Source organism: Streptomyces sp. BRA346, assembly GCF_052851135.1.
In genome coordinates this window covers 284,049-304,022 of sequence record NZ_JAIWIH010000012.1, presented here as the reverse complement: position 1 = coordinate 304,022, position 19,974 = coordinate 284,049, and the positions used below count along the sequence as shown (strand labels likewise).

The window sequence follows — 19,974 nt, the reverse complement described above, 5'->3', positions numbered from 1 at the left end:
GTCTCAGAGTCTGCGAAGTCCAACGAGCACCCTTTCGAGCAACGCGCGATCCGGCTGTCCCGGGCCCCGCCCGGTGCCGTACACACGGATCTTTCCCTGGTCGGCGAGGTCGCTGAGCAGGACGCGTACCACGCCCAGCGGAATCTTGAGCATCGCGGAGACCTCCGCGACCGAACGCATCCTGCGGCACAGCTCGATGATGGCCCGTATCTCCGGCAGCATCCGCGGCCCGGGAGTACCGGCCGTCGGCACCGGGTCACCCGGCCCGTCCACCGGCCCGTCGGCGGGCTCCAGCGACGCCACGAACGTCTCCACCAGCAGCACGTGTCCCGAGCGGGTGCGGCCACCGGTGAGCGAGTACGGACGCACCCGGGCCGGTCTGCGCGCGCCCCGGCCGGACGACTCTGCCGTCACTGCGTCGACTCCAGCGACCTCCGTAGTTCGGAGCGCAGTTCGGGGGTGAGCACATGCCCGGCCCGGCCCACGAACAGCGCCATGTGGTACGCGACGACGGCCATGTCGCAGTCCGGGGTGGCGTGCACCCCCAGCAGCGAACCGTCGCTGATCGCCATGACGAAGAGACTGCCATCGTCCATCGCCACCACCGTCTGCTTGACGCTACCGCCGTCCATCAGCTTCGCCGCGCCGAGCGTCAGACTGCCCAGCCCCGACACGATCGTCGCGAGGTCCGCGGTGGAGCCCTTCGGGCCGTCCTGGGTGGTCGGGGCCGCGGGGGCGGCGGTGTGCCGCGCGTCGGAGGACAGCAGCATCAGCCCGTCGGACGAGACGACGGCCACCGAGCGGACGCCGGGCACCTCCTCGACCAGGCTCGACAGCAGCCAGTGCAGATTACGGGCCTCGGAACTCAACCCGTAGGTACTACTGGGCGCATTCACCCGCGTGCCTCCTCAACCGTGCCGCCCCCGTCCTGCGCCCCCGTTTGCGCCGTGCCCCGCTGCCCGGCCGTGCGCTGCTCTGCGGCCGTGCCCCGCTCTCCGGCCGTGCCCTGCTGCCCGGACGCCGTGCCCTGCTCTCCGGCCGTGTCACGTGCGGCGATCTCGGCCTCCGCGTCCCGTCGGCCGTCCCGCGCACCGCGCTGAAACCCGCCCAGCCTACGCCGCAATTCCTCCGCGTTCACCGACCCCGTCCGCTCCTGCGGGTCGGGGTCGCGGCGGGCCACGTTCCGCGGTGTCCGCTTGGGAAGTCCCTTGTCCGTGCGGCGCAGTTCGCCGGTCGGCTCCGGGGCGCGGGAGTGCTGGTCGGGGCCGATCGCGTACGGGTCGACCGGATCGGCCGGATCCGCCGCGCCGGACGGCTCCGCCGGGCCCCAGGCGTCCGCACCGGCGGGCCGTACGGCGCGGCTGTCGAACGGCGGCTCGCCGCCGGGCACGGTCAGCTCCATCGTGCGTTCGGCGGCGGGCACGGTGGGCTCGGCGGGCGCGGCAGGATCCGTGGCCCCGGGCGTCTGCGCCTTCGGGGTGCGCTTCGGCAGGACCGGCAGCTCCTCCCCCGTGCCGGGGGCCGGGTGCCCGCGCGGCGGCGTCGGCTCCATGCGGTACGGATCCTCGTCCGCGGCGCCCGCCCAGGCCTCGCCGGGTGCCGCCCACGACACCGGCTCGGGGCCCGCGTCCTGCGCGGCGGGCGGCTCCTCGGGGGTCGGCTCGGGACGGCGCTGGCCCGGCACGCCGGTGCCGCCGAGCGGCATGGTCGCCGTGTCACCGGGCACGTCCGCCGCGGCGTCGCCCGGCTCGTCCGCACCGGCCGCGGCGCTTCCGGAAGCCGCGGCGGGGACAGGCGCCCCCGGACGGTCCTGGGACGGGAGGGTGTTGCCGTTGGCCTCGGCCGCGGCGCCCGGGAAGCCCGGGAAGGCGGTCAGGCCGGTGCCGGTCGTGGCGGCGGGCGGGGCGGGCGGGAGCCCGGCGCCGGGCGGGCCCGCCGGGAGGATCCTGGTGGGCAGGACGACGACGGCGGCGATCCCGCCCGGCTGCTGCTCGCGCAGCGACACCCGTACGCCGTGCCGCGCGGCGAGCCGGGTCACCACGTACAGGCCGAGCCCCAGCGGATCGTCCGGCTGCGGGCCCTGGCAGTACTCGGGGACCTTGTCGGCGAGCCGTTCGTTCAGCTCGGCGAGGCGCTCGGGCGTCATGCCGATGCCCTCGTCCTGGACGGAGAGCATGACCTCGCCGCTCTCCAGCAGCCAGCCGGACACCTGCACCGGTACGTCCGGGGGCGAGAACGCCGTGGCGTTCTCCAGCAGTTCCGCGATCAGATGGCTGATGCTGTCCGCGGCGAACCCGGCGACCTGGGCGTGCGGCGGCAGCGACTGGAGGTGCACCCGGTCGTACCGCTCGACCTCGCTGATCGAGGCGCGCAGCACGTCCAGCAGCGGCACCGGGCCGGGGTGGTTCGCCTGGTGCTCGGAGCCCGCGACGATCAGCAGGTTCTCGCCGTAGCGGCGCATGCCGGTGGCGAGGTGGTCGAGCTGGAAGAGCGTTTCGAGCCGGTCGGGGTCCTGCTCCTGCTCCTCCATGGACTCGATGATCGCCAGTTGGCGTTCGATCAGGCCGAGGCTGCGCAGCGCCAGGTTGACGAAGCTGCTGTGGACCCGGGCGCGCAGCCCCTCCAGCCGGGTGGCAACCGCGTCCCGTTCGGCGCGCAGCCCGTCCGCCTCGTCGGCCAGCCGCTGCCGCTCACCGATCAGCCGGGTGCGGTCGCCGTCGAGCCGGGTCAGGCGCTCGTGGTGGCGCAGCGCGGCCTGGTGGAGCTCGTTGACGGCCCGTACGGCGTCGGCGAACTCGTCGTCGCGCCCCTTGAAGGCGATCGGCTCCTCGGCGGCCGGGTCGGCGGCGACCCGGCGGGCGCCGAGCCGCAGCGCGGCCAGCGGGCGGGTCATCGAGCGGGCGCTGTGGATGCTGGTGCCGAGGGCGAGCAGCAGACATGCACCGGCCAGGGCGATGCTCACCTCGAGGGCGGTGACGTCGTCGTCGCGCAGCTGCCCGAGCCGGGTGACCTCGGCGGAGGCGAGCGCGGACTCGGCGCCGCGCATCCGGTCGATGCGGGCGGTCAGGGCGGTTTCGAGGCGGCTCTTGTCGACGAACAGGTCCTGGCCGGAGAGCCGGGGCTGATCGGTGAGCCGGGCGAGGTAGCGCTCGGCGGTGGTGACCTCGGTGCCGTTGACGGTGCGGCCGTAGGCGTCGCGCGCGGAGTCCGGGGCGAGCTGCTGGAAGTCGGCGAGCGCGGACTGCTCCCGCACCTCGGTGCGCTGGGCGGCCGCGGTCAGCCGGTTCCGTCCGCCGTGGTCGGCGAGCGCGGCGAGCAGCAGCCCCCGGGTGGCGGACGCCTGCTCCACGGCGCGGCCGAGCGGGGCGAGCGCGGGGGCCGGGCCGGTGTCGGCGTCGGCCGGGAGCTTGCGGGCGAGGGCGTCGGCGACCCGGTTCAGCGCCTGGACGGCCTCGGTGTACGCGTCGAAGACGTCGAGGGACGATCCCTTGCCGGTCAGGGCCTGCTGACGGATCTCGGGGAGGGTGTCCAGTAACGCGCCGAGGGCGGCCGGGACCCGTCCGCGCACCTCCTCGACCTGCCGGTCGACGCGGGCCCGCTGGTCCTCGGAGACGCCACCCCCGGCGGAGGTGGTGCGGCCCGCGGCGACGAACGCCGTCATCGCGTCGCGCTCGTCGGCGAGGGAGTGGGCGAGGGCCACCGTGCCGCGGTTGGTCTCGGCGAGGTCGACCAGCTCCTGGGCCTCGGTGGCGTCGTCGAGGGCGCCGAGGACGGCGGGGGCACCGGCGGCGAGGACGGCGACGGAGACGAGGGCGACGGACGCGGTCAGCCGGTTGCGGACGCGCGCGGTGCGCCCGCGCGGGGGCTGGGGCTCCGGAGCCTCGGGAACGGGCCCGGCCGCCGGAGGGGTCCCTTCGGCAGACCCCCGCTCGTGCTGATCGCGGGGCTCACTGATGTGCTCGCGCTTGGTGCCCCGAAGCCGCTTCTTCCGCACCGGTGCTCACCATCTTTTCTCGCCCGACCGCTGTGGTTCCAGACCGCTGTGGTTCAGAGGTGACGACGGATCAACTCTTGTGAATCCCCACCCCTGGTGGGGATTCCGACCCTTGCAGGGACGACTCCGGGGCGGATATGCATCACCCACCCGGCCCACCCGAACGAGTGAACCGCATTGCGTAGTTGAGCACCAACTTCCGTCACGGACCATACCCGGCGGCCGAAATTCCCGGGCTGGAAAACGCTTGTCCGTCCTGGCAGGATGCGCATCCCCCTGCCCACCTTCCGCGGCCGCGCCCCGGAACGGGAGCCACCGGTGAGCCACCGGCGGCCGTCCGGCAGACTGACGGCATGCGCATCGAACTGGCGACCGCCCCCGGCGACCCGCGGCGCCCCAACGAGGACTACGCGTCGGTAGCCCTGCCCGCGTCGGGACAGGGCGGCGCGCTCGTGGTGCTGGACGGGGTGACCCCGCCCGAGGGCGACGCCGGATGCGCCCACGGCGTGCCCTGGTACACCACCCGGCTCGGCGGCGCGCTGCTGGAGCTGGCCGGTTCACGGCGGGACGCGTCGCTGGCCGACTGCCTCGCGTACGCGATCGGGCGCACCGCAGAGGCACATAGTTCAACTTGTGACCTTTCTCACCCTCTGACCCCTCAGGCCACCGTGGTCGCGGCGCGCTGGGACGGGGACCGGGTCGAGTACCTGGTGCTCTCCGACTCCGTCCTGCTCATCGAGCGGACCGGGGGCGCAGTGACGGCCGTGCTCGACGACCGCATCGACCGGCTGCGCGCCGAGGGGCGGCGGGTGGGCCCGCTGCGCAACGTCGAGGGCGGCTTCTTCACCGCCGCGGCCGATCCGGCGGTGACCGCCAAGGCGGTCACCGGCAGCCTGCCGCGCACGGAGGTACGGGCGCTGGCGGCCCTCACCGACGGGGCGTCGCGCTGGGTCGAGGTGTTCCACGAGGGCGACTGGGCCGCCTGCCTCGGGCTGCTGCGCAAGGAGGGTCCGCAGGCGCTGATCGACCGGGTGCGGGCGGCGGAGCAGGCCGACCCGGACCGGACGGCCTTCCCCCGGGGCAAGGCCCACGATGACGCGGCGGCCGTCCTCGTCGAGCCGTAGCGGCCCGCGCTCGCGCGACGGTCCGCCCGGTCGGGCCGCGGACGGCGCCACTCGCGGATCCCGGACCACGGCCTGAGCGGCCGCGCCTGTGACGGCCGTCCCCGCAGAGCCGCGGCGCCCGACCCTGCCGGGCCTTCAGCGGCCGCACTCGTGTCACGTGCCCCTGCCGGGCCCTCAGCGGGCACCGGATGCCGCAGCCTTCAGGGGCCGGGTACCGCAGTCTTGAGGCCCGGGTACCGCAGTCGCCACACTCACGTCGCCGGATCCGCGCGGCTCGCGGATCCTGACGTACATGAGCGCCCTACTGCTCCCCCTCCGCGCGGGCCGTCTGCCCGGGCTCGTCGGCTTCCTGCGTACTGTTCAACCGGTGCAGCAGCCGCGCGAGTTCGGCGACCTCGCTGCGCTCCCAGGCGGCGAGCCGGCGGGCGTACCGCGCGCGGCGGGCGATCCGGACCCGTCGGAAGCGGGCCCGGCCCTCGTCCGTCAGCTGCACCAGGAAGGCCCGGCCGTCCGCCGGGTCGGGCGCCCGGGTCACCAGCCCGAGCCCCTCCAGCGCGCGCAGCTGACGGCTCATCGTCGCCTTGCCCACACCGATGTAGGCCGCGAGGTCCGTCGCACGCTGCTCCCCCGCGTCCTCCAGGCGCATCAGCAGCCCGTACGCGGCGGATTCCAGGTCGGGGTGGACCTCGCGGGCCAATTCGCCCGAGGAGGCGCGGGCGCGGCGGAGGAAGACCGCCAATTCGCGCTCCAGCGCCAGGAACGCGTGGTCCACACCAATTCCACCCACGGTGCCGCCCTCGCCCTCCTCGGGGGGCGTTGCCCCGTTGTTGTGCACGTCAGAGCCCTCTCCGCGTTTTCACATCGTGAAAGTTTCTTGCACGCACGGCTGTTACCGCAGCTCCATCAGTATTTCGCAGGATTAGACCAACGGCAGCCCGCCCCGAGTCTTCCCCGTTGCTATCTACGCCCGTAGCGTCATTTATGACATGGCCATCCCAACCGCATGTGTTCCCCGCTCCCCCCACCGAGGCTTCGGAGGCACGCCATGCCTGTGCACAGACCCGGCCCCACCCGGCGCACCCCCAGCGCGCTGATCGGCCTGCTCGCCGCCCTCCTCTCCGCTCTCCTCACCGCGTCCTTCGCGCTGTCCGGCTCCGCGTTCGCCGACAGCGCCGACGACGAGCCGACCGTGAACGGCGGCACGAAGACCATCCCCCACCCCGAGGACGACTGGGCGGGTTCGCAGATCCTCAAACACGAGGGCGGTTCCACGACCGGCGAGACGCCGTCGCCGGCCGACCTGCTCGCCACCGTCGAAGGCGTCGATGTCAGCAGCCACCAGGGCAACGTCGCCTGGTCGACCCTCTGGAGCAGCGGGGTCAAGTTCGCCTACGTCAAGGCGACCGAGGGCACCAGCTACACCAATCCGTACTTCGCCCAGCAGTACAACGGCTCGTACGACGTCGGCATGATCCGCGGCGCGTACCACTTCGCGCTGCCGGACAACTCCTCCGGCGCCGCCCAGGCCAACTACTTCGTGGACCACGGCGGCGGCTGGAGCAAGGACGGCAAGACGCTGCCGGGCGCGCTGGACATGGAGTACAACCCCTACGGCGCCACCTGTTACGGCAAGAGCGCCAGCGGGATGGTCAGCTGGATCAAGGACTTCACCAGCACCTACAAGTCGCGCACCGGCCGCGACCCGGTGATCTACACCTCTACCAGCTGGTGGAAGAGCTGCACCGGCAACTCCAGCGCCTTCGGCAGCATCAATCCGCTGTGGATCCCGCGGTACGGCTCCTCCGTCGGTGAGCTGCCGGCGGGCTGGGGCTTCCACACCATCTGGCAGTACACCTCCTCCGGCCCGACGGTCGGCGACCACAACCTGTTCAACGGCGCGATCGACCGGCTGAAGGCGCTCGCCAACGGCTGAGCCGGGCCCAGCCACACCCCACACACGGGTGCTCCTCGCCCTCCGGTGCACGGACAGGTCTGTCTGTACGCTGGAGGGCACCGGCCGTACCTTCCGGCCCGCCCCTTGCCCCACCCGAGGAGCATGACCATGAGCAGCACCCGGCGGCCCTCCGCCCGCGACCGGATCCTGTCCACCGCGACCGAGCTGTTCGACGCCCACGGCGTGCGGGGCGTCGGAGTGGACCGGATCATCGCCGAGTCGGGCGTGGCCAAGGCGACGCTGTACTCCCACTTCCGCGGCAAGGACGAACTCGTCCAGGCCTATCTGCGCGCGACGGACACCCATTGGCGCGGGGCGCTGACCGAGGCCGCCGCGGCGGCCGGGCCCGATCCGCGCGACCAGCTGACCGGCCTCTTCGACGCGCTGGTCGCGGCGACCGTGCGGGACGGCTTCCGGGGCTGCGCGTTCGTCAGGACCGGGAGCGAGTCGGAGCCGGGCACCGACACGCACGCCGCGACGGCCGAGCACAAGCAGGCCGTACGGGACTGGCTGACCGGGCTGGCCCGGGCGGCCGGGGCCGCCGACCCCGCGCGGCTCGCCCTCCGGATCTCCCTCCTCGTCGACGGCGCGATGGCCGCGGCGGCGCTGGAGCCCAGGCCGGAGTTCGCGGAGGCGGCGCGGGAGGCGGCGCGGGCGCTGGTCGCGGAGGCGTGCCCGGCGCGGGTGTAGGTCCACAAGCACGGACAAGGGCCCGGTCGCACTACATGCGACCGGGCCCTTTCCCTGAACGTCACGCGACTGCGAGGTCCTTCTCGCTCGGCGCCCCGGCCGCCAGCAGCGCGCGGTAGCGCTCCTGGTGTGCGGCGAGCGCCGCGTCGTCCAGCCGATGCGTGCCGTGGACGACGAACGGCTCCTCGTAGCGCATTCCGGTGATGTTCGCGGTCGCGTCGAAGGGCTTGAGCAGCTCGGCGACCGTGAAGCGCTTGAACCCCTCGGGCCGGTACATCTCCTCCGCGGCGCCCGCCGAGGTGGCGACGACCAGCGTCTTGCCGCGCAGGGAGGTGCCGTTCGAGCCGTACGCGAAGCCGTACAGGAACACCTCGTCCAGCCACTTCTTCAGCAGCGGCGGCGCCGAGTACCAGTAGAAGGGGAACTGGAGCACGATCCGGTCGTGCTCCAGCAGCAGCCGCTGCTCCCGCTCGACGTCTATCCGCAGGTCCGGATAGACGGCGTACAGGTCGTGCAGCGTGACGCCGTCCACCGGCCGGGCAGCATCGGCGAGGGCGGCGTTGACGCGCGAGGCGGCGAGGTCGGGGTGGGCGAGGACGACAAGGGTGCGCACGGGTTTCCTCCGCGATGGCGACATGCGAACAGACAGGTCTGTCTGGTGCATCGCACGACGCTACCAGACAGACCTGTCTGCCTACCAAATGAGGGTCAGCCCCGGGGGAATTCGTCGGTCTTCAGCGTCAGCCCGACGACGGTGTCGGTCAGATCGAGTTCCCTGCCGAAGGGCACCGTCAACCGGGTCAGGTAGTCGCCGTCCTTGGGCTCGGTGAAGACGTGACACCTGCCGGTGTAGGGGTCCGCGATCAGACAGACGGGGATCTCAGCCGCCGCGTAAGCCGCCTTCTTGGGGCCGTAGTCGTTCGCGGCCGTACTTTTCGAGATCACCTCGGCGACGAACTCGACGTCCTGACAGCGATACAGCCCCTTGGAGTCCGTGGCCGCACCCTCCGCGATCAGAGTCACATCGGTCGCGAAGCCGTTCAGATGGCCGGGGTAATCGATACGGACATCCGACATGATCCGCTTGCGCGGGTATTCCGTCCGCAGCTGATCGTAGATATTGGCGATGATGTCCCAGTGGGTGGGCCGCTGCGGCGACATGAAGATGTGTCCCTCGACAATCTCAACCTTGATTCCCTCGGGGACGGGCATCTGCTCGAGCCACTCGAACATCATGTCCAAGGTCCGCTCGTCGCTGCTGTCGGCCATCTCGATCCTGTCAGTGTCGATCTGGTCAATCTCCATGACGGTCACCGTGCCGCTCCTCCCCGCCGCATACCGAACGAATGCGGCCGGTTGGTCCAACGATACGCACAGCACACAGGTCACGCGTGGCCCGGAACCCCGTTCGACACGGGATTCCGGGCCACGGCCACCGGCAGCGTCCGTCACGCCGCCACCGGGACCTCCGGGGCGCTCGCCGAGGCGGGCTGGAGGGCCAGCTCCAGGACCTGGCGGACGTCCGAGACCGGGTGGACGTCGAGCTTCTCCAGGACCTCGGCGGGCACGTCGTCCAGGTCCGGCTCGTTCCGCTTGGGGATGATCACGGTGGTCACCCCGGCCCGGTGCGCCGCCAGCAGCTTCTGCTTGACGCCGCCGATCGGCAGCACCCGCCCGGTCAGCGAGACCTCGCCCGTCATCGCCACGTCCGGCCGCACCTGACGGCCCGAGAGCAGCGAGGCCAGGGCGGTGGTCATGGTGATGCCCGCGCTCGGGCCGTCCTTGGGCACCGCGCCCGCCGGTACGTGGAGGTGGATGCCGCGTTCCTTCAGGTCGGCGACCGGCAGCTCCAGCTCCGCGCCGTGGGAGCGCAGGAAGGACAGGGCGATCTGGGCGGACTCCTTCATGACGTCGCCCAGCTGGCCGGTCAGGGCCAGCCCTGCGCCGCCCGTCTCGGGGTCCGCGAGCGACGCCTCCACGTACAGCACGTCGCCGCCCGCGCCCGTCACCGCGAGCCCGGTCGCCACGCCCGGCACGGAGGTGCGGCGCTCGGCCGGGTCCTGCGCGGACTCCGGGGTGTGGTGCGGCCGCCCGATCAGCGGACGCAGCTCCTCCACCCCCACCGTGAAGGGCAGGTCGCGCTTCCCCAGCTCGTGCTGGGCCGCCACCTTGCGCAGCAGCCGCGCGATCGAGCGCTCCAGGGTCCGTACGCCCGCCTCGCGGGTGTACTCCCCGGCGAGCTTGCGCAGCGCCTCGTCCGCCACGTCGACCTCACCCGGCTCCAGACCGGCGCGCTCCAGCTGCCGGGGCAGCAGGTGGTCGCGGGCGATGGTGACCTTCTCGTCCTCGGTGTACCCGTCGAGCCGCACCAGCTCCATGCGGTCCAGCAGCGCCTCCGGGATGGCCTCCAGGACGTTGGCCGTGGCCAGGAAGACCACGTCGGAGAGGTCGAGTTCGACCTCCAGGTAGTGGTCGCGGAAGGTGTGGTTCTGCGCCGGGTCCAGGACCTCCAGCAGGGCCGCGGCCGGGTCGCCGCGGAAGTCGGAGCCGACCTTGTCGATCTCGTCCAGGAGGACCACCGGGTTCATCGAGCCCGCCTCCTTGATGGCCCGTACGACCCGGCCGGGCAGCGCGCCCACGTACGTACGCCGGTGGCCGCGGATCTCCGCCTCGTCGCGGACGCCGCCGAGCGCGACCCGGACGAACTTCCGCCCCATCGCGCGGGCCACGCTCTCGCCGAGGCTGGTCTTCCCGACGCCGGGCGGGCCGACGAGCGCCAGCACGGCCCCGCCGCGCCGCCCGCCGACGACTCCGAGGCCGCGGTCGGCGCGGCGCTTGCGCACCGCCAGGTACTCGGTGATCCGCTCCTTCACGTCCGCCAGGCCCGCGTGGTCGGCGTCGAGCACCGCCTGGGCGCCCGGGATGTCGTACGCGTCCTCGGTGCGCTCGTTCCACGGCAGCTCCAGGACGGTGTCCAGCCAGGTGCGGATCCAGCTGCCCTCGGGGCTCTGGTCGCTGGCCCGCTCCAGCTTGTCGACCTCCTTCAGCGCCGCCTCGCGCACCTTCTCGGGCAGCTCGGCGGCCTCGACCCGGGCCCGGTAGTCGTCGGACTCGTCCTCGGGATCGCCGTTCAGCTCGGCCAGCTCCTTGCGCACGGCCTCCAGCTGCCGCCGCAGCAGGAACTCGCGCTGCTGCTTGTCGACGCCCTCCTGGACGTCCTTGGCGATCGACTCGGCCACGTCCTGCTCGGCCATGTGGTCGCTCAGCCAGGTCACGGCCAGCTTGAGCCGCGCCACCGGGTCGGCGGTCTCCAGCAGCTCCACGCGCTGGGCGACGCTGAGGAACGGCGAGTATCCGGAGTTGTCGGCGAGCTGCGAGACGTCGTCGATCTGCTGCACCCGGTCCACGACCTGCCAGGCGCCGCGCTTGCGCAGCCAGCTGGTGGCCAGCGCCTTGTACTCCTTCATCAGTTCGGTGACGGCACCGGGCAGCGGATCGGGCACGATCTCCTCGACCGCGGTGCCCTCGATCCACAGCGCGGCCCCGGGCCCGGTCGTCCCGGCCCCGACCCGCACCCGCCGCACCCCGCGGATGAGCGCCCCGGGATCCCCGTCGGACAGCCGGCCCACCTGCTCGACGGTGCCGAGCGTGCCGATGCCCGCGTACGTCCCGTCGATACGCGGCACCAGCAGCACCCGTGGTTTCCCGCCATCGGACCGGGCGGCGGCCTGCGCGGCCTCCACCGCGGCGCGTACATCGGTATCGGAAAGGTCCAGCGGTACCACCATGCCGGGCAGCACGACCTCGTCATCGAGCGGCAGGACGGGCAGGGTGAGCGGTGTGGACAGCGAAGCCATGATCTCCCCTTCGGCAGGCAAGTTGAGCTATGCAGACTCAATGCCTGGGCGGCCCCAGGTGTTCCCGAGTCCGTGTTCGCTGTGAGCGATCGCTTGTCCTGGATGCCGTGAACCGCCGCGGGGCTCCCGAGCGATAGAGGAAGCGTGAGACCGTTACGCCCCCTGGGGGCCCATCCGAGCGACGCGGAGCTGCTGCGCGCCGTCGCGCGGGGCGACGCCGACGCGCTCGCCACGCTGTACGACCGGCACGGCGGCTGGCTGCACGCCCGGCTCACCCGGCGCTGCGCCGACCCCGAGACCGTCCAGGAAGTCCTCCAGGACACCTTCGTCACCGTCTGGCGGTCCGCCGCCTCGCACCGCGGCGGCGAGGCGGGCGGCTGGTTGTGGACCATCGCGGCCCGCCGCCTCGTCGACGCCCGGCGCACCGCCGTCCGCACCGCCGAGGCGCAGTCCGCCCACGCCCGCCACGACCCCGACGCGGCGCGTGCGACCACGCCGTCGGCGGAGGACCGGGTGCTCGACGCGCTGGAGTACGGCACCGTCGGCACCGCCCTGGACCGGCTCTCCCCCGAGCTGCGCGCCGTCCTGCGCGCCACGGTGGTGGACGGACTCACCACGCGCGAGGCGGCACAGCTCCTCGGCATCCCCGAGGGCACCGTCAAGTCGCGAGCCCGCCGCGCCCGCCGCGAACTGCGCTCCGTACTCGCCCAGCTGTCCCCGCTGCCCGCGCCGCACCCGCTGGGAGGCACCCCATGACCCCTGCCTGGCATGTGACCCCGGCCCAGGCGGCGTCGTACGCCGACGGCTCGCTGCCGGAGCTGGACGCCTGGTCGGTCGACAAGCACCTGGAGGCGTGCACGCCCTGCGCCGCCCGCGTCTCCGCCGCGGCCCGCGAGGGCACGGCGGCCCCCGCCCTGGCGGCGGTACGGGCCGCCCTGCTGGCCACCGCGGCGCAGGAGGCCGCAAGGGTCGGCGACAGCCCCGGGCACGGCGGCGGCGCACCGGAGCCCGGCGCCCGGCACACCGGCCCGGCTGGCGGGGTGCGCCGGTGGGTCCCCCGTGGGCGGCTCGTCTGGGCCGCGGGGCCCGCGTTGCGGGGACCGTGGCTGGTCTCGTTGCTGGTCATCGCCGTCGGGGCGGTGTGTGCCGCGCGGGCCACCGGGTTCGACGGGGTACGGCCGCTCCTGCTGCTGCTCGCCCCCGTCCTGCCGACGCTCGGCGTCGCCGTGTCGTACGGGCGGCACGCCGACCCGATGCACGAAATCGTCGCCTCCACGCCGTCCGGCGGGCTGCGGCTACTGCTGACCCGTACGGCCGCGGTGCTGGCGGTGTCCGTACCGCTGCTCACCCTCGCCGGACTGCTGCTGCCCGCCACCGCCGGGGGGCCCGGGCCCGCGGCCTGGCTGCTGCCGGGGCTCGCGCTCACGCTCGCCGCGCTCGCCCTCGGCTCGTACGTCGGCTGCCGCGCCGCCACCGGCGCGGTCTCCACCGGCTGGCTGCTGGCCGTCGGCGCACCGGCGGCCGCGGCGCCCGGCGGTGCGCCTCATCTCCTGCCCACCGACGCCCTGGCCGGGTCCCTCGCATCCGTCCTGTCCGGCCCCGCCGCGCAGGGCTGCTGGGTCGCCGCCGCGGCCGGATGCGCGGGACTGCTGGTGCTGCGCCGCACCTCCTTCGACCGTCTGGAGCGCATATGACGACCACCGTGTCCGTCGGCGGGCTGACGGTCCGGCACCGCCGGACCACCGCCCTCGACGCCGTCGACCTCGACTTCGCCACCGGGGTGCACGGCCTGCTCGGCCCCAACGGCGCGGGCAAGACCTCCCTGATCCGCGTGCTGGCGACCGTCGCCGCGCCCACCGCGGGGCGGGTGCAGTTGCTCGGCCACGACGTGGCCGGACACGCGGGCCGCACCGCCGTACGGCGCCGGCTCGGCTATCTGCCGCAGGAGTTCGGGTTCTACCCGGGCTTCACGGTGCGCGAGTTCGTCGGATACGTGGCCTGGCTGAAGGAGATGTCCACCGCGGACGCCGCGTCCGCGGTGGAGCGGGCCGTCGCCCGGGTCGGGCTCGCCGACCGCATCGACACCAAGGTGCGGCGCCTGTCCGGCGGCATGGTGCGGCGCGTCGGCATCGCCCAGGCCATCGTCAACGCACCGGACGTGCTGCTGCTCGACGAGCCCACGGCCGGGCTCGACCCCGAGCAGCGGGTGGACTTCCGGGCCCTGTTGCGGGAGCTGGGCACCACCTCCACGGTCATCGTCTCCACCCACCTGGTGGAGGACGTCGCCGCGGCGTGTACCGAGGTGACGCTGATGGAGTCCGGCCGGGTGGCCTACCGGGGCACCCCCGCCTCGCTGGCGGAGCTGGGCGATGCGGCGGAAGCGGAGGACATCGGCGACAACCCCATCGAACGCGGCTACGCCACGGTCCTGCGGCGCCACCGCGCCGGGGCAGGGGACGGGCGCGACACGGCGGCCGGGCCCGGGTCGGCGGTGGCCCGATGACCGGCCGGGAGCGGCAGGAGGCGTCCGCCGTACGGGGGTCGGCGGACCCACAGGCCGAGGCGGACGGCCCGGCGCGGCGGCCGCGCCCCTTCCGTGGTCCGCTGCGGGTCGAACTCACCCGCTGGTTCGGGCCCGTAGTGGGCGCGACCGTGCTGGTCACGCTGTTGCTCGCCATGGCCGACAAAGCGGACCGCTGGCTCATCGCCTGGATCTCCACCACCGACCACCTGCGAACGGCCGGGTTACTGCTCGGCGGCCCGCTGACGGCCGCCGCCGCGTGCTGGCAGGGCGGGCGGGAGCGGCGGCGGGGGACCGCGGACCTGCTCGCCACCATGCCTCGTACGCCCCTGCGCCGGGCCCTGCTCGCCGCCGCGCCGACCGTCCTGTGGCCGGTCGCCGGGTATCTGCTCACTGCGGCCATCTGCCTGGTCGCGACCTGGCGGTACGCAAGCTACGGCAGCCCGTGGGTGTCCCTGATCGCGGCGGACGCGACGGCGCTCGGTGCCCTCGGAGTGCTCGGCTTCCTCGCGGGCCGCATCGTCCCGTGGCGGCTCGCTCCGCCTCTGGTGGCCGTGAGCACGTATCTCGCCCTGGGTCTGCCCGGGTACTCCGAATCCGCTGTCACCTGGCTGTCCCCCGTGCTCGACGAATTTTTCTTCACGGACCGCCCGCTGTGGTGGTGCGCCCCGGTCTCCATGATGTGGACGGCCGGGCTGGCGGGGGCGGCCCTGCTGGCGTACGCCGCCCGCCGCCGTGTCGTCGCGCTCGTACCGCTCGCCGCTGCCGCCACCGCCGCGGCGCTGCTGATGCAGCTGGGTACCGAGGGCCCGTGGCGGCCCGACCCAGCCGCTGCCGCGCTCGTGTGCGACGACGGAACGCCCCAGGTGTGCGCGTCGCGGGTACACGCCCGGATGCTGCCCGGCGCGTCGGCGGCGCTGGCGGGCCTGTCGGCGAAGCTGCGGGGCGTACCGAACGCGCCCGTTCGCGTCGTCGAGAACGAGACCTGGGCGGCCCGCAAGACCGACGCGCGGGTGTCCGGTTGGGACACCTTCTTCCACCGCAACCGGATCACCGAGCCGGAGCTGTTCGCGCACAACGCTGCCGCGGACGCGGCGGCTCCCACCTCCTGCCCGGACCCCGAGGCCCGCTCCCGGTCCGACGACATTGGTTCGGCCGTCGTCGACTGGCTGGCGCCGATGCCGGGGTGGGACGACCCGGTCTTCGGGCCGCCCCCACCGCTCTACACCCGCACCCTCACCAGGCTGCGGACCATGCCCGAACAGGAGCGCACCCGATGGCTCGGCGACTACCTGGCCGCCGCACGCTCCTGCCGCCTCGAACGGGTGACGGCCCCATGAGCGTGCTGTCGTACGCACGGTCGCGGGCCCTGCCGCTGACCGCCGCCGCCCTGGCCGCGGCCGCCGCGGTGAGTGCTTGGTGCGCCGACTGGCTGAAGTCCCAACCCGAGTTCGGCGCGCAGGCGCGGCTGCCGGTCGTCGTCCTCGCGCCGCTGCTCGCCTCGGCCGCGATCGGGGCGAGCCTGTACACCCACTCCGAGGAGCTGGACCGCACCGCCGTGCGCCCCTGGTGGCCCCGTCGCCTCTGTCAGCTGCTGCTGCTCACGGCGCTGGCGGCGGCACTGCTCGCCGCGGGGGTGCGGGGCCACCCGGAGCAGTTCGGGGTACCGGCGATGGTCCGCAACACCATGGCCGCGACGGGGGTGACGGCCCTCGCCGCTGCTCTGATCGGCGCGCGACTGAGTTGGCTGCCGGTACTGGCGCACACCAGTGCGATCTACCTGACGGCGGGACGCGATCCGGGTGGCTGGCGCGCTGTCTGGGCCTGGTCGGTGCAGCCGGGCCCCGAGCGGGCGGCGTGGTGGACGGCGGGCGTGGTGTTCGCCGTCGGCACGGCCGTCTACGTGGTGCGGGGCGCCCGCGCGGAGGGTCCGGCGCCGCGCCGTTGAGCCACCCGGCGGATGTGGCGCCAGCAGGCGACGCCGATCAGGAGGGCGAGGGCGTGGCCCCAGTCGGTGAGGGGGTCGAAGTGCATCAGGCTTCCGGCGATCAGCGCCGCGCCGATCCCGCCGGTCAGCGCCCAGCGTGGCCGGGGCGGGAGCAGTCCGGCGAGGGCTCCGGCGCAGGCGATCAGGCCGTAGCTGACGCCGTAGTCGAGGCGGCGCAGCGAGCTGTCGGGGAGGTGGCCGACGGCGACGGACGCGGCGACCGGGATCTCGGTGAGCAGCGTGGCGAGGACGTGACCGAGCAGGAACACCCCGGCCGTGCGCAGTCCGCCGACGCGGCGCTCCAGCGCGCCGAGCACGAGGAGGAAGAGGACGAGATACGGCGAGGTGATGCCGCCGACCACCCACAGTGCGCTGGCCAGCAGGGTCAGCAGCGGCCGCTGGGACAGGTTGGAGACATCGGTGCTGGAGACGGTGAGCAGGTCGTGGACGGTGCGGGGGTCGCCGAGGTGGGCGTAGAGGCCGGTGCCGAGGAGGATCAGGGAGTAGGAGAGGGAGAAGGGCATCCCGGTGGGCACCTTAAGGAGCGCGGTCCACCCGGGGACGCGGGGCACGCCGGGCCGTTCCACCGATGCCGTCACCACGGGCCCCCTTCCCTCGCCGCGCGCGCACGCGGCGCATATCCGCGCTGAACGCTCAACAACCACCGGCCCGTGAGTCATCTCACCGGTCCCGCGATGTGAAGGCCGCCACATCTGCCGACTCATCTATCGGTTGGACCGGCGGGTCGCCGCGGCGCGAGGATGAGACCGTCAGCCCACGCGAAGAAGCCGAGGAAGCCCGGGAGGACCCGCCCCATGCAGCCGCCGTACGACATCGCCGACGACCGGCCGGTCACCGTCGACCGCCGGGAGGGTCCGTACGGCGAGGTGGTTCTGCGGCGGCGAGGAGAGGGCGGCGGGAACGGCGGCCGCGGGGACGGTGCCGTCTTCGAGATCATCGCCAACGGGTGCTTCCTCATGGACACCTCCGACGGCCGCTCCGAGCGCCTGCTGATCCGTGCCGCGCTCGGCGCGCTACCGGACGACCGCCCCTCCCCCGCGCTGCTGATCGGTGGCCTGGGCGTGGGGTTTTCGCTGGTCGAGGCGGTGTCCGAGCCGCGTTGGGGGCGGATCGCGGTGGTCGAGCGGGAGGCGGCGGTGATCGACTGGCATCGGGACGGGCCGCTGGCGGCGGTGTCCGGCGAGGCGCTCGCCGATCCGCGCGCGGAGATCGTCCACGCCGATCTGGTCGCCCATCTGAGCGACGCCGGAGAGGGCGCGGAGCCCTACGACGCACTGTGTCTGGACATCGACAACGGACCCGACTGGACCGTCACCGAGGACAACGGCGGGCTGTACTCCCCCGCCGGGCTCGCCGCCTGCGCGGCCCGCCTCGCCCCCGGCGGAGTGCTGGCCGTCTGGTCGGCCCAGCCGTCGCCCGCGTTCGAGCGGGCTCTCCGGAATGCCGGGTTCACGGGGGTGCGTACGGAAGAGATCACCGTTGCCCGGGGTGTGCCCGACGTGGTGCATCTCGGGATTCGAGGCGCGTAGCCGAGCCGCGTAGGCTGCCCTTACGCTTGCTTGCCTACGAAAAGTGGCCGGTTCATGACCAGACGCGGAAGACGTGGGTTTCGGCACACGCGTGACGGTAGGCGGCCGCGGATTCATGGGAACGACGCAGGGGCGGGCGTATGGAGCAAATGCACAACGGCCACAACGGGGGCGCCACGACCACCCCGGGCGCACAACGCCGGATCCTCGTCGTCGAGGATGACCCGACCATAGTGGACGCCATCGCGGCCCGTTTGCGGGCCGAAGGATTTCAGGTACAGACGGCCGCGGACGGTCCGGCGGCCGTGGACACGGCCGAGGCGTGGCAGCCGGATCTGCTCGTCCTCGACGTGATGCTGCCGGGCTTCGACGGCCTGGAGGTCTGCCGCCGCGTGCAGGCGCGGCGGCCGGTGCCGGTCCTGATGCTGACCGCCCGGGACGACGAGACCGACATGCTGGTCGGGCTCGGGGTCGGCGCCGACGACTACATGACCAAGCCGTTCTCGATGCGCGAGGTGGCGGCCCGGGTGCACGTACTGCTGCGCCGGGTCGAACGGGCGGCGCTGGCCGCGAACACCCCGCGCAGCGGGATCCTGCGGCTGGGCGAGCTGGAGATCGACCACGCCCAGCGCCGGGTGCGGGTGCGCGGCTCGGACGTCCATCTGACGCCGACCGAGTTCGACCTGCTGGTCTGTCTGGCGAACAGCCCGCGCGCGGTGCTCTCGCGGGAGCAGCTGCTGGCCGAGGTGTGGGACTGGGCGGACGCCTCCGGCACCCGGACCGTGGACAGCCACATCAAGGCGCTGCGCCGCAAGATCGGCGCGGAACGGATCCGTACGGTGCACGGCGTCGGCTACGCCCTGGAGACGCCCGCGGCATGAGGAAGCCTCCCGGGACACCGTGGGCTCTGGACCGGCATCTGCGGCGGGTCCGGAGCCTGCCCCGGAGCGAGCGGATCCGCACCACCTGGAGCCGGGTGTGGAAGGCGCTGCGGCCGTTCGACCCGTACCGCTCGGTCAAGGCGGCGCTGGGCGCGCTGGTCATCGGGTCGGTCATCATCACGACCCTGCTGGTGTTCGCGGCCATGCACTCGGACACCGAACTGCGCGTGATCACGGTCTTCTCGATCATCGCCTCGCTGCTGATCACCCAGTTCGTGGCGCACGGGCTGACCGCCCCGCTGGACGAGATGACCTTGGTGACCAAGGCGATGGCGCACGGCGACTACACCCAGCGGGTGCGGGCGGCCCAGCGCCGGGACGAGTTCGGCGACCTGGCCAGTTCGTTCAATCGGATGGCGGCCGACCTGGAGGCGGTGGACACCCACCGCAAGGAGCTGGTCGCCAACGTCTCGCACGAGCTGCGCACGCCGATCGCGGCGCTGCGCGCGGTGCTGGAGAACGTCGTGGACGGGGTCTCGGAGGCGGACCCGGAGACGATGCGGGTCGCGCTGCGCCAGACCGAGCGGCTGGGGCGGCTGGTCGAACAGCTGCTGGACCTGTCGCGGCTGGACAACGGCGTGGTGCCGCTGCACGCGCGCACCTTCGAGGTCTGGCCGTATCTGGCCGGGATCCTCAAGGAGGCCAGCATGGCCAAGGGCGCCGACGCGGGCTCGGGCAAGCACACCCGTAAGGACGTCCACCTCGACCTCGACGTCTCGCCGCCGGAGCTGACCGCGTACGCGGACGCCGAGCGGCTGCACCAGGTCATGGCCAACCTGATCGACAACGCGATGAAGCACAGCCCGGCGCACGGCCGGGTCAGCGTGCGGGCGCGGTGCGGTGAGGAGCCGGGGAGCCTGGAGCTGGAGGTGCAGGACGAGGGCCCGGGCATCCCGGAGGCGGAGCGCCACCGGGTGTTCGAACGCTTCAACCGGGGCAGCCTCTCGCCGAACCCGGCGGGCCCGGCAGGTCCGGCGCCCGGCGCCCGTCCGCGGCCCGGTCAGGGCAGCGACGGGGGGACCGGTCTGGGGCTGGCCATCGCGCGCTGGGCGGTTGATCTGCACGGCGGACGCATCGGAGTGGCTGAATCCCCTCGGGGCTGCCGGATCAAAGTCACCCTTCCGGGGGACGTCCAGAGATCAAAATTGACGTAAAGTCGGTGTTGGAAGCGCACATCTGAGCGGTGTGGCTGCGCTTTTGCGTGTCCACATGCTGGACGGTTACAGCGGAACCACGTGTGTTTCCCGCCACGCCATGCGCTGAAACCCGCCGATGAGTGTGACTTAGACGACGATGACCAGTGCGGCCTGCACGTAAGGGGTCAAGAGGCGTAGCCTTTATTCCCGCTGTCCACCA

General features: G+C 73.2%; 19 protein-coding genes. 11 read left to right on the top strand and 8 right to left on the bottom strand.

All coding sequences use genetic code 11. From position 1 onward, the window contains the following. Positions 1–3 precede the first annotated feature (3 nt). The 3 genes from LCH29_RS17735 to LCH29_RS17725 are packed head-to-tail and all read right to left on the bottom strand — an operon-like array spanning position 4 to position 3,994. Positions 4–414 (bottom strand): DUF742 domain-containing protein, encoded by a 411-nt coding sequence (locus LCH29_RS17735; protein WP_446462690.1) that lies wholly within the window; start codon positions 412–414, stop codon positions 4–6. Then, positions 411–896 carry a roadblock/LC7 domain-containing protein gene (locus tag LCH29_RS17730; protein ID WP_446462689.1) on the bottom strand — a complete coding sequence of 162 codons (486 nt, stop codon included), beginning with the start codon at positions 894–896 and terminating at the stop codon, positions 411–413. The genes LCH29_RS17735 and LCH29_RS17730 overlap by 4 nt, the downstream gene beginning before the upstream one ends. Next, positions 893–3,994, bottom strand: a complete 3,102-nt coding sequence (locus LCH29_RS17725; protein WP_446462688.1) for a nitrate- and nitrite sensing domain-containing protein — start codon at positions 3,992–3,994, stop codon at positions 893–895. Before LCH29_RS17725 ends, LCH29_RS17730 begins: the two co-directional genes overlap by 4 nt. A gap of 353 nt (positions 3,995–4,347) precedes the next feature. Between LCH29_RS17725 and LCH29_RS17720 the strand changes: the two genes are divergently transcribed. Next, positions 4,348–5,118, top strand: a complete 771-nt coding sequence (locus LCH29_RS17720; protein WP_446462687.1) for a hypothetical protein — start codon at positions 4,348–4,350, stop codon at positions 5,116–5,118. Between the two features lie 301 nt (positions 5,119–5,419). Here the strand turns inward: LCH29_RS17720 and LCH29_RS17715 are convergent, their stop codons facing one another. Further along, positions 5,420–5,953: a MarR family winged helix-turn-helix transcriptional regulator gene (locus tag LCH29_RS17715; protein ID WP_446462686.1), complete on the bottom strand. Its 534-nt coding sequence runs from the start codon at positions 5,951–5,953 to the stop codon at positions 5,420–5,422. 210 nt (positions 5,954–6,163) lie between these two features. On the opposite strand from LCH29_RS17715, the gene LCH29_RS17710 reads away from it, so the two are divergent. Both LCH29_RS17710 and LCH29_RS17705 read left to right on the top strand, forming a co-directional pair. Then, positions 6,164–7,051 (top strand): lysozyme, encoded by an 888-nt coding sequence (locus tag LCH29_RS17710; RefSeq protein ID WP_446462685.1) that lies wholly within the window; start codon positions 6,164–6,166, stop codon positions 7,049–7,051. 129 nt (positions 7,052–7,180) lie between these two features. Beyond that, the gene (locus LCH29_RS17705; RefSeq protein WP_446462684.1) at positions 7,181–7,762 is read left to right on the top strand and encodes a TetR/AcrR family transcriptional regulator; all 582 of its coding nucleotides are present in this window, start codon (positions 7,181–7,183) and stop codon (positions 7,760–7,762) included. 61 nt (positions 7,763–7,823) lie between these two features. Here LCH29_RS17705 and LCH29_RS17700 read toward each other — a convergent pair whose 3' ends face one another. The 3 genes from LCH29_RS17700 to lon form a co-directional block, all read right to left on the bottom strand. Then, entirely contained in the window at positions 7,824–8,375 is a 552-nt protein-coding gene (locus LCH29_RS17700; protein ID WP_446462683.1) for an NAD(P)H-dependent oxidoreductase, read from the bottom strand. A 95-nt stretch (positions 8,376–8,470) separates the two neighbouring features. Further along, positions 8,471–9,076 (bottom strand): Uma2 family endonuclease, encoded by a 606-nt coding sequence (locus LCH29_RS17695; protein WP_446462682.1) that lies wholly within the window; start codon positions 9,074–9,076, stop codon positions 8,471–8,473. A 134-nt stretch (positions 9,077–9,210) separates the two neighbouring features. Next, on the bottom strand, positions 9,211–11,619 hold the full coding sequence (gene lon / locus LCH29_RS17690) for an endopeptidase La (protein ID WP_446462681.1): 2,409 nt from the start codon (positions 11,617–11,619) through the stop codon (positions 9,211–9,213). A 144-nt stretch (positions 11,620–11,763) separates the two neighbouring features. On the opposite strand from lon, the gene LCH29_RS17685 reads away from it, so the two are divergent. From LCH29_RS17685 to LCH29_RS17665, 5 genes are read left to right on the top strand one after another with little or no spacing between them, the layout of a single operon-like run. Then, positions 11,764–12,375, top strand: a complete 612-nt coding sequence (locus LCH29_RS17685; protein ID WP_446462680.1) for an RNA polymerase sigma factor — start codon at positions 11,764–11,766, stop codon at positions 12,373–12,375. Next, positions 12,372–13,313 (top strand): zf-HC2 domain-containing protein, encoded by a 942-nt coding sequence (locus LCH29_RS17680; RefSeq protein WP_446462679.1) that lies wholly within the window; start codon positions 12,372–12,374, stop codon positions 13,311–13,313. The genes LCH29_RS17685 and LCH29_RS17680 overlap by 4 nt, the downstream gene beginning before the upstream one ends. Next, positions 13,310–14,122, top strand: coding sequence for an ABC transporter ATP-binding protein (locus tag LCH29_RS17675; protein ID WP_446462678.1), 813 nt, complete (start codon positions 13,310–13,312; stop codon positions 14,120–14,122). Before LCH29_RS17680 ends, LCH29_RS17675 begins: the two co-directional genes overlap by 4 nt. Continuing rightward, positions 14,119–15,480, top strand: coding sequence for a hypothetical protein (locus LCH29_RS17670; RefSeq protein ID WP_446462677.1), 1,362 nt, complete (start codon positions 14,119–14,121; stop codon positions 15,478–15,480). The genes LCH29_RS17675 and LCH29_RS17670 overlap by 4 nt, the downstream gene beginning before the upstream one ends. Continuing rightward, entirely contained in the window at positions 15,477–16,088 is a 612-nt protein-coding gene (locus tag LCH29_RS17665) for a hypothetical protein (protein WP_446462676.1), read from the top strand. Before LCH29_RS17670 ends, LCH29_RS17665 begins: the two co-directional genes overlap by 4 nt. Here the strand turns inward: LCH29_RS17665 and LCH29_RS17660 are convergent. Continuing rightward, positions 16,040–16,726: a rhomboid-like protein gene (locus LCH29_RS17660; protein ID WP_446462675.1), complete on the bottom strand. Its 687-nt coding sequence runs from the start codon at positions 16,724–16,726 to the stop codon at positions 16,040–16,042. The two genes, LCH29_RS17665 and LCH29_RS17660, sit on opposite strands and share 49 nt — an antisense overlap. Before the next feature lie 216 nt (positions 16,727–16,942). Here LCH29_RS17660 and LCH29_RS17655 point away from each other — a divergent pair, with 216 nt between their 5' ends. From LCH29_RS17655 to LCH29_RS17645, 3 genes are all read left to right on the top strand, one after another. Beyond that, a complete protein-coding gene (locus tag LCH29_RS17655; protein WP_446462674.1) occupies positions 16,943–17,677 on the top strand; it encodes a spermidine synthase in 735 nt (244 codons plus the stop codon). A gap of 140 nt (positions 17,678–17,817) precedes the next feature. Beyond that, positions 17,818–18,558 (top strand): response regulator transcription factor, encoded by a 741-nt coding sequence (locus LCH29_RS17650; RefSeq protein ID WP_009715109.1) that lies wholly within the window; start codon positions 17,818–17,820, stop codon positions 18,556–18,558. After that, on the top strand, positions 18,555–19,772 hold the full coding sequence (locus LCH29_RS17645) for a sensor histidine kinase (protein ID WP_446462673.1): 1,218 nt from the start codon (positions 18,555–18,557) through the stop codon (positions 19,770–19,772). The genes LCH29_RS17650 and LCH29_RS17645 overlap by 4 nt, the downstream gene beginning before the upstream one ends. The last annotated feature ends 202 nt before the right edge of the window (positions 19,773–19,974 follow it).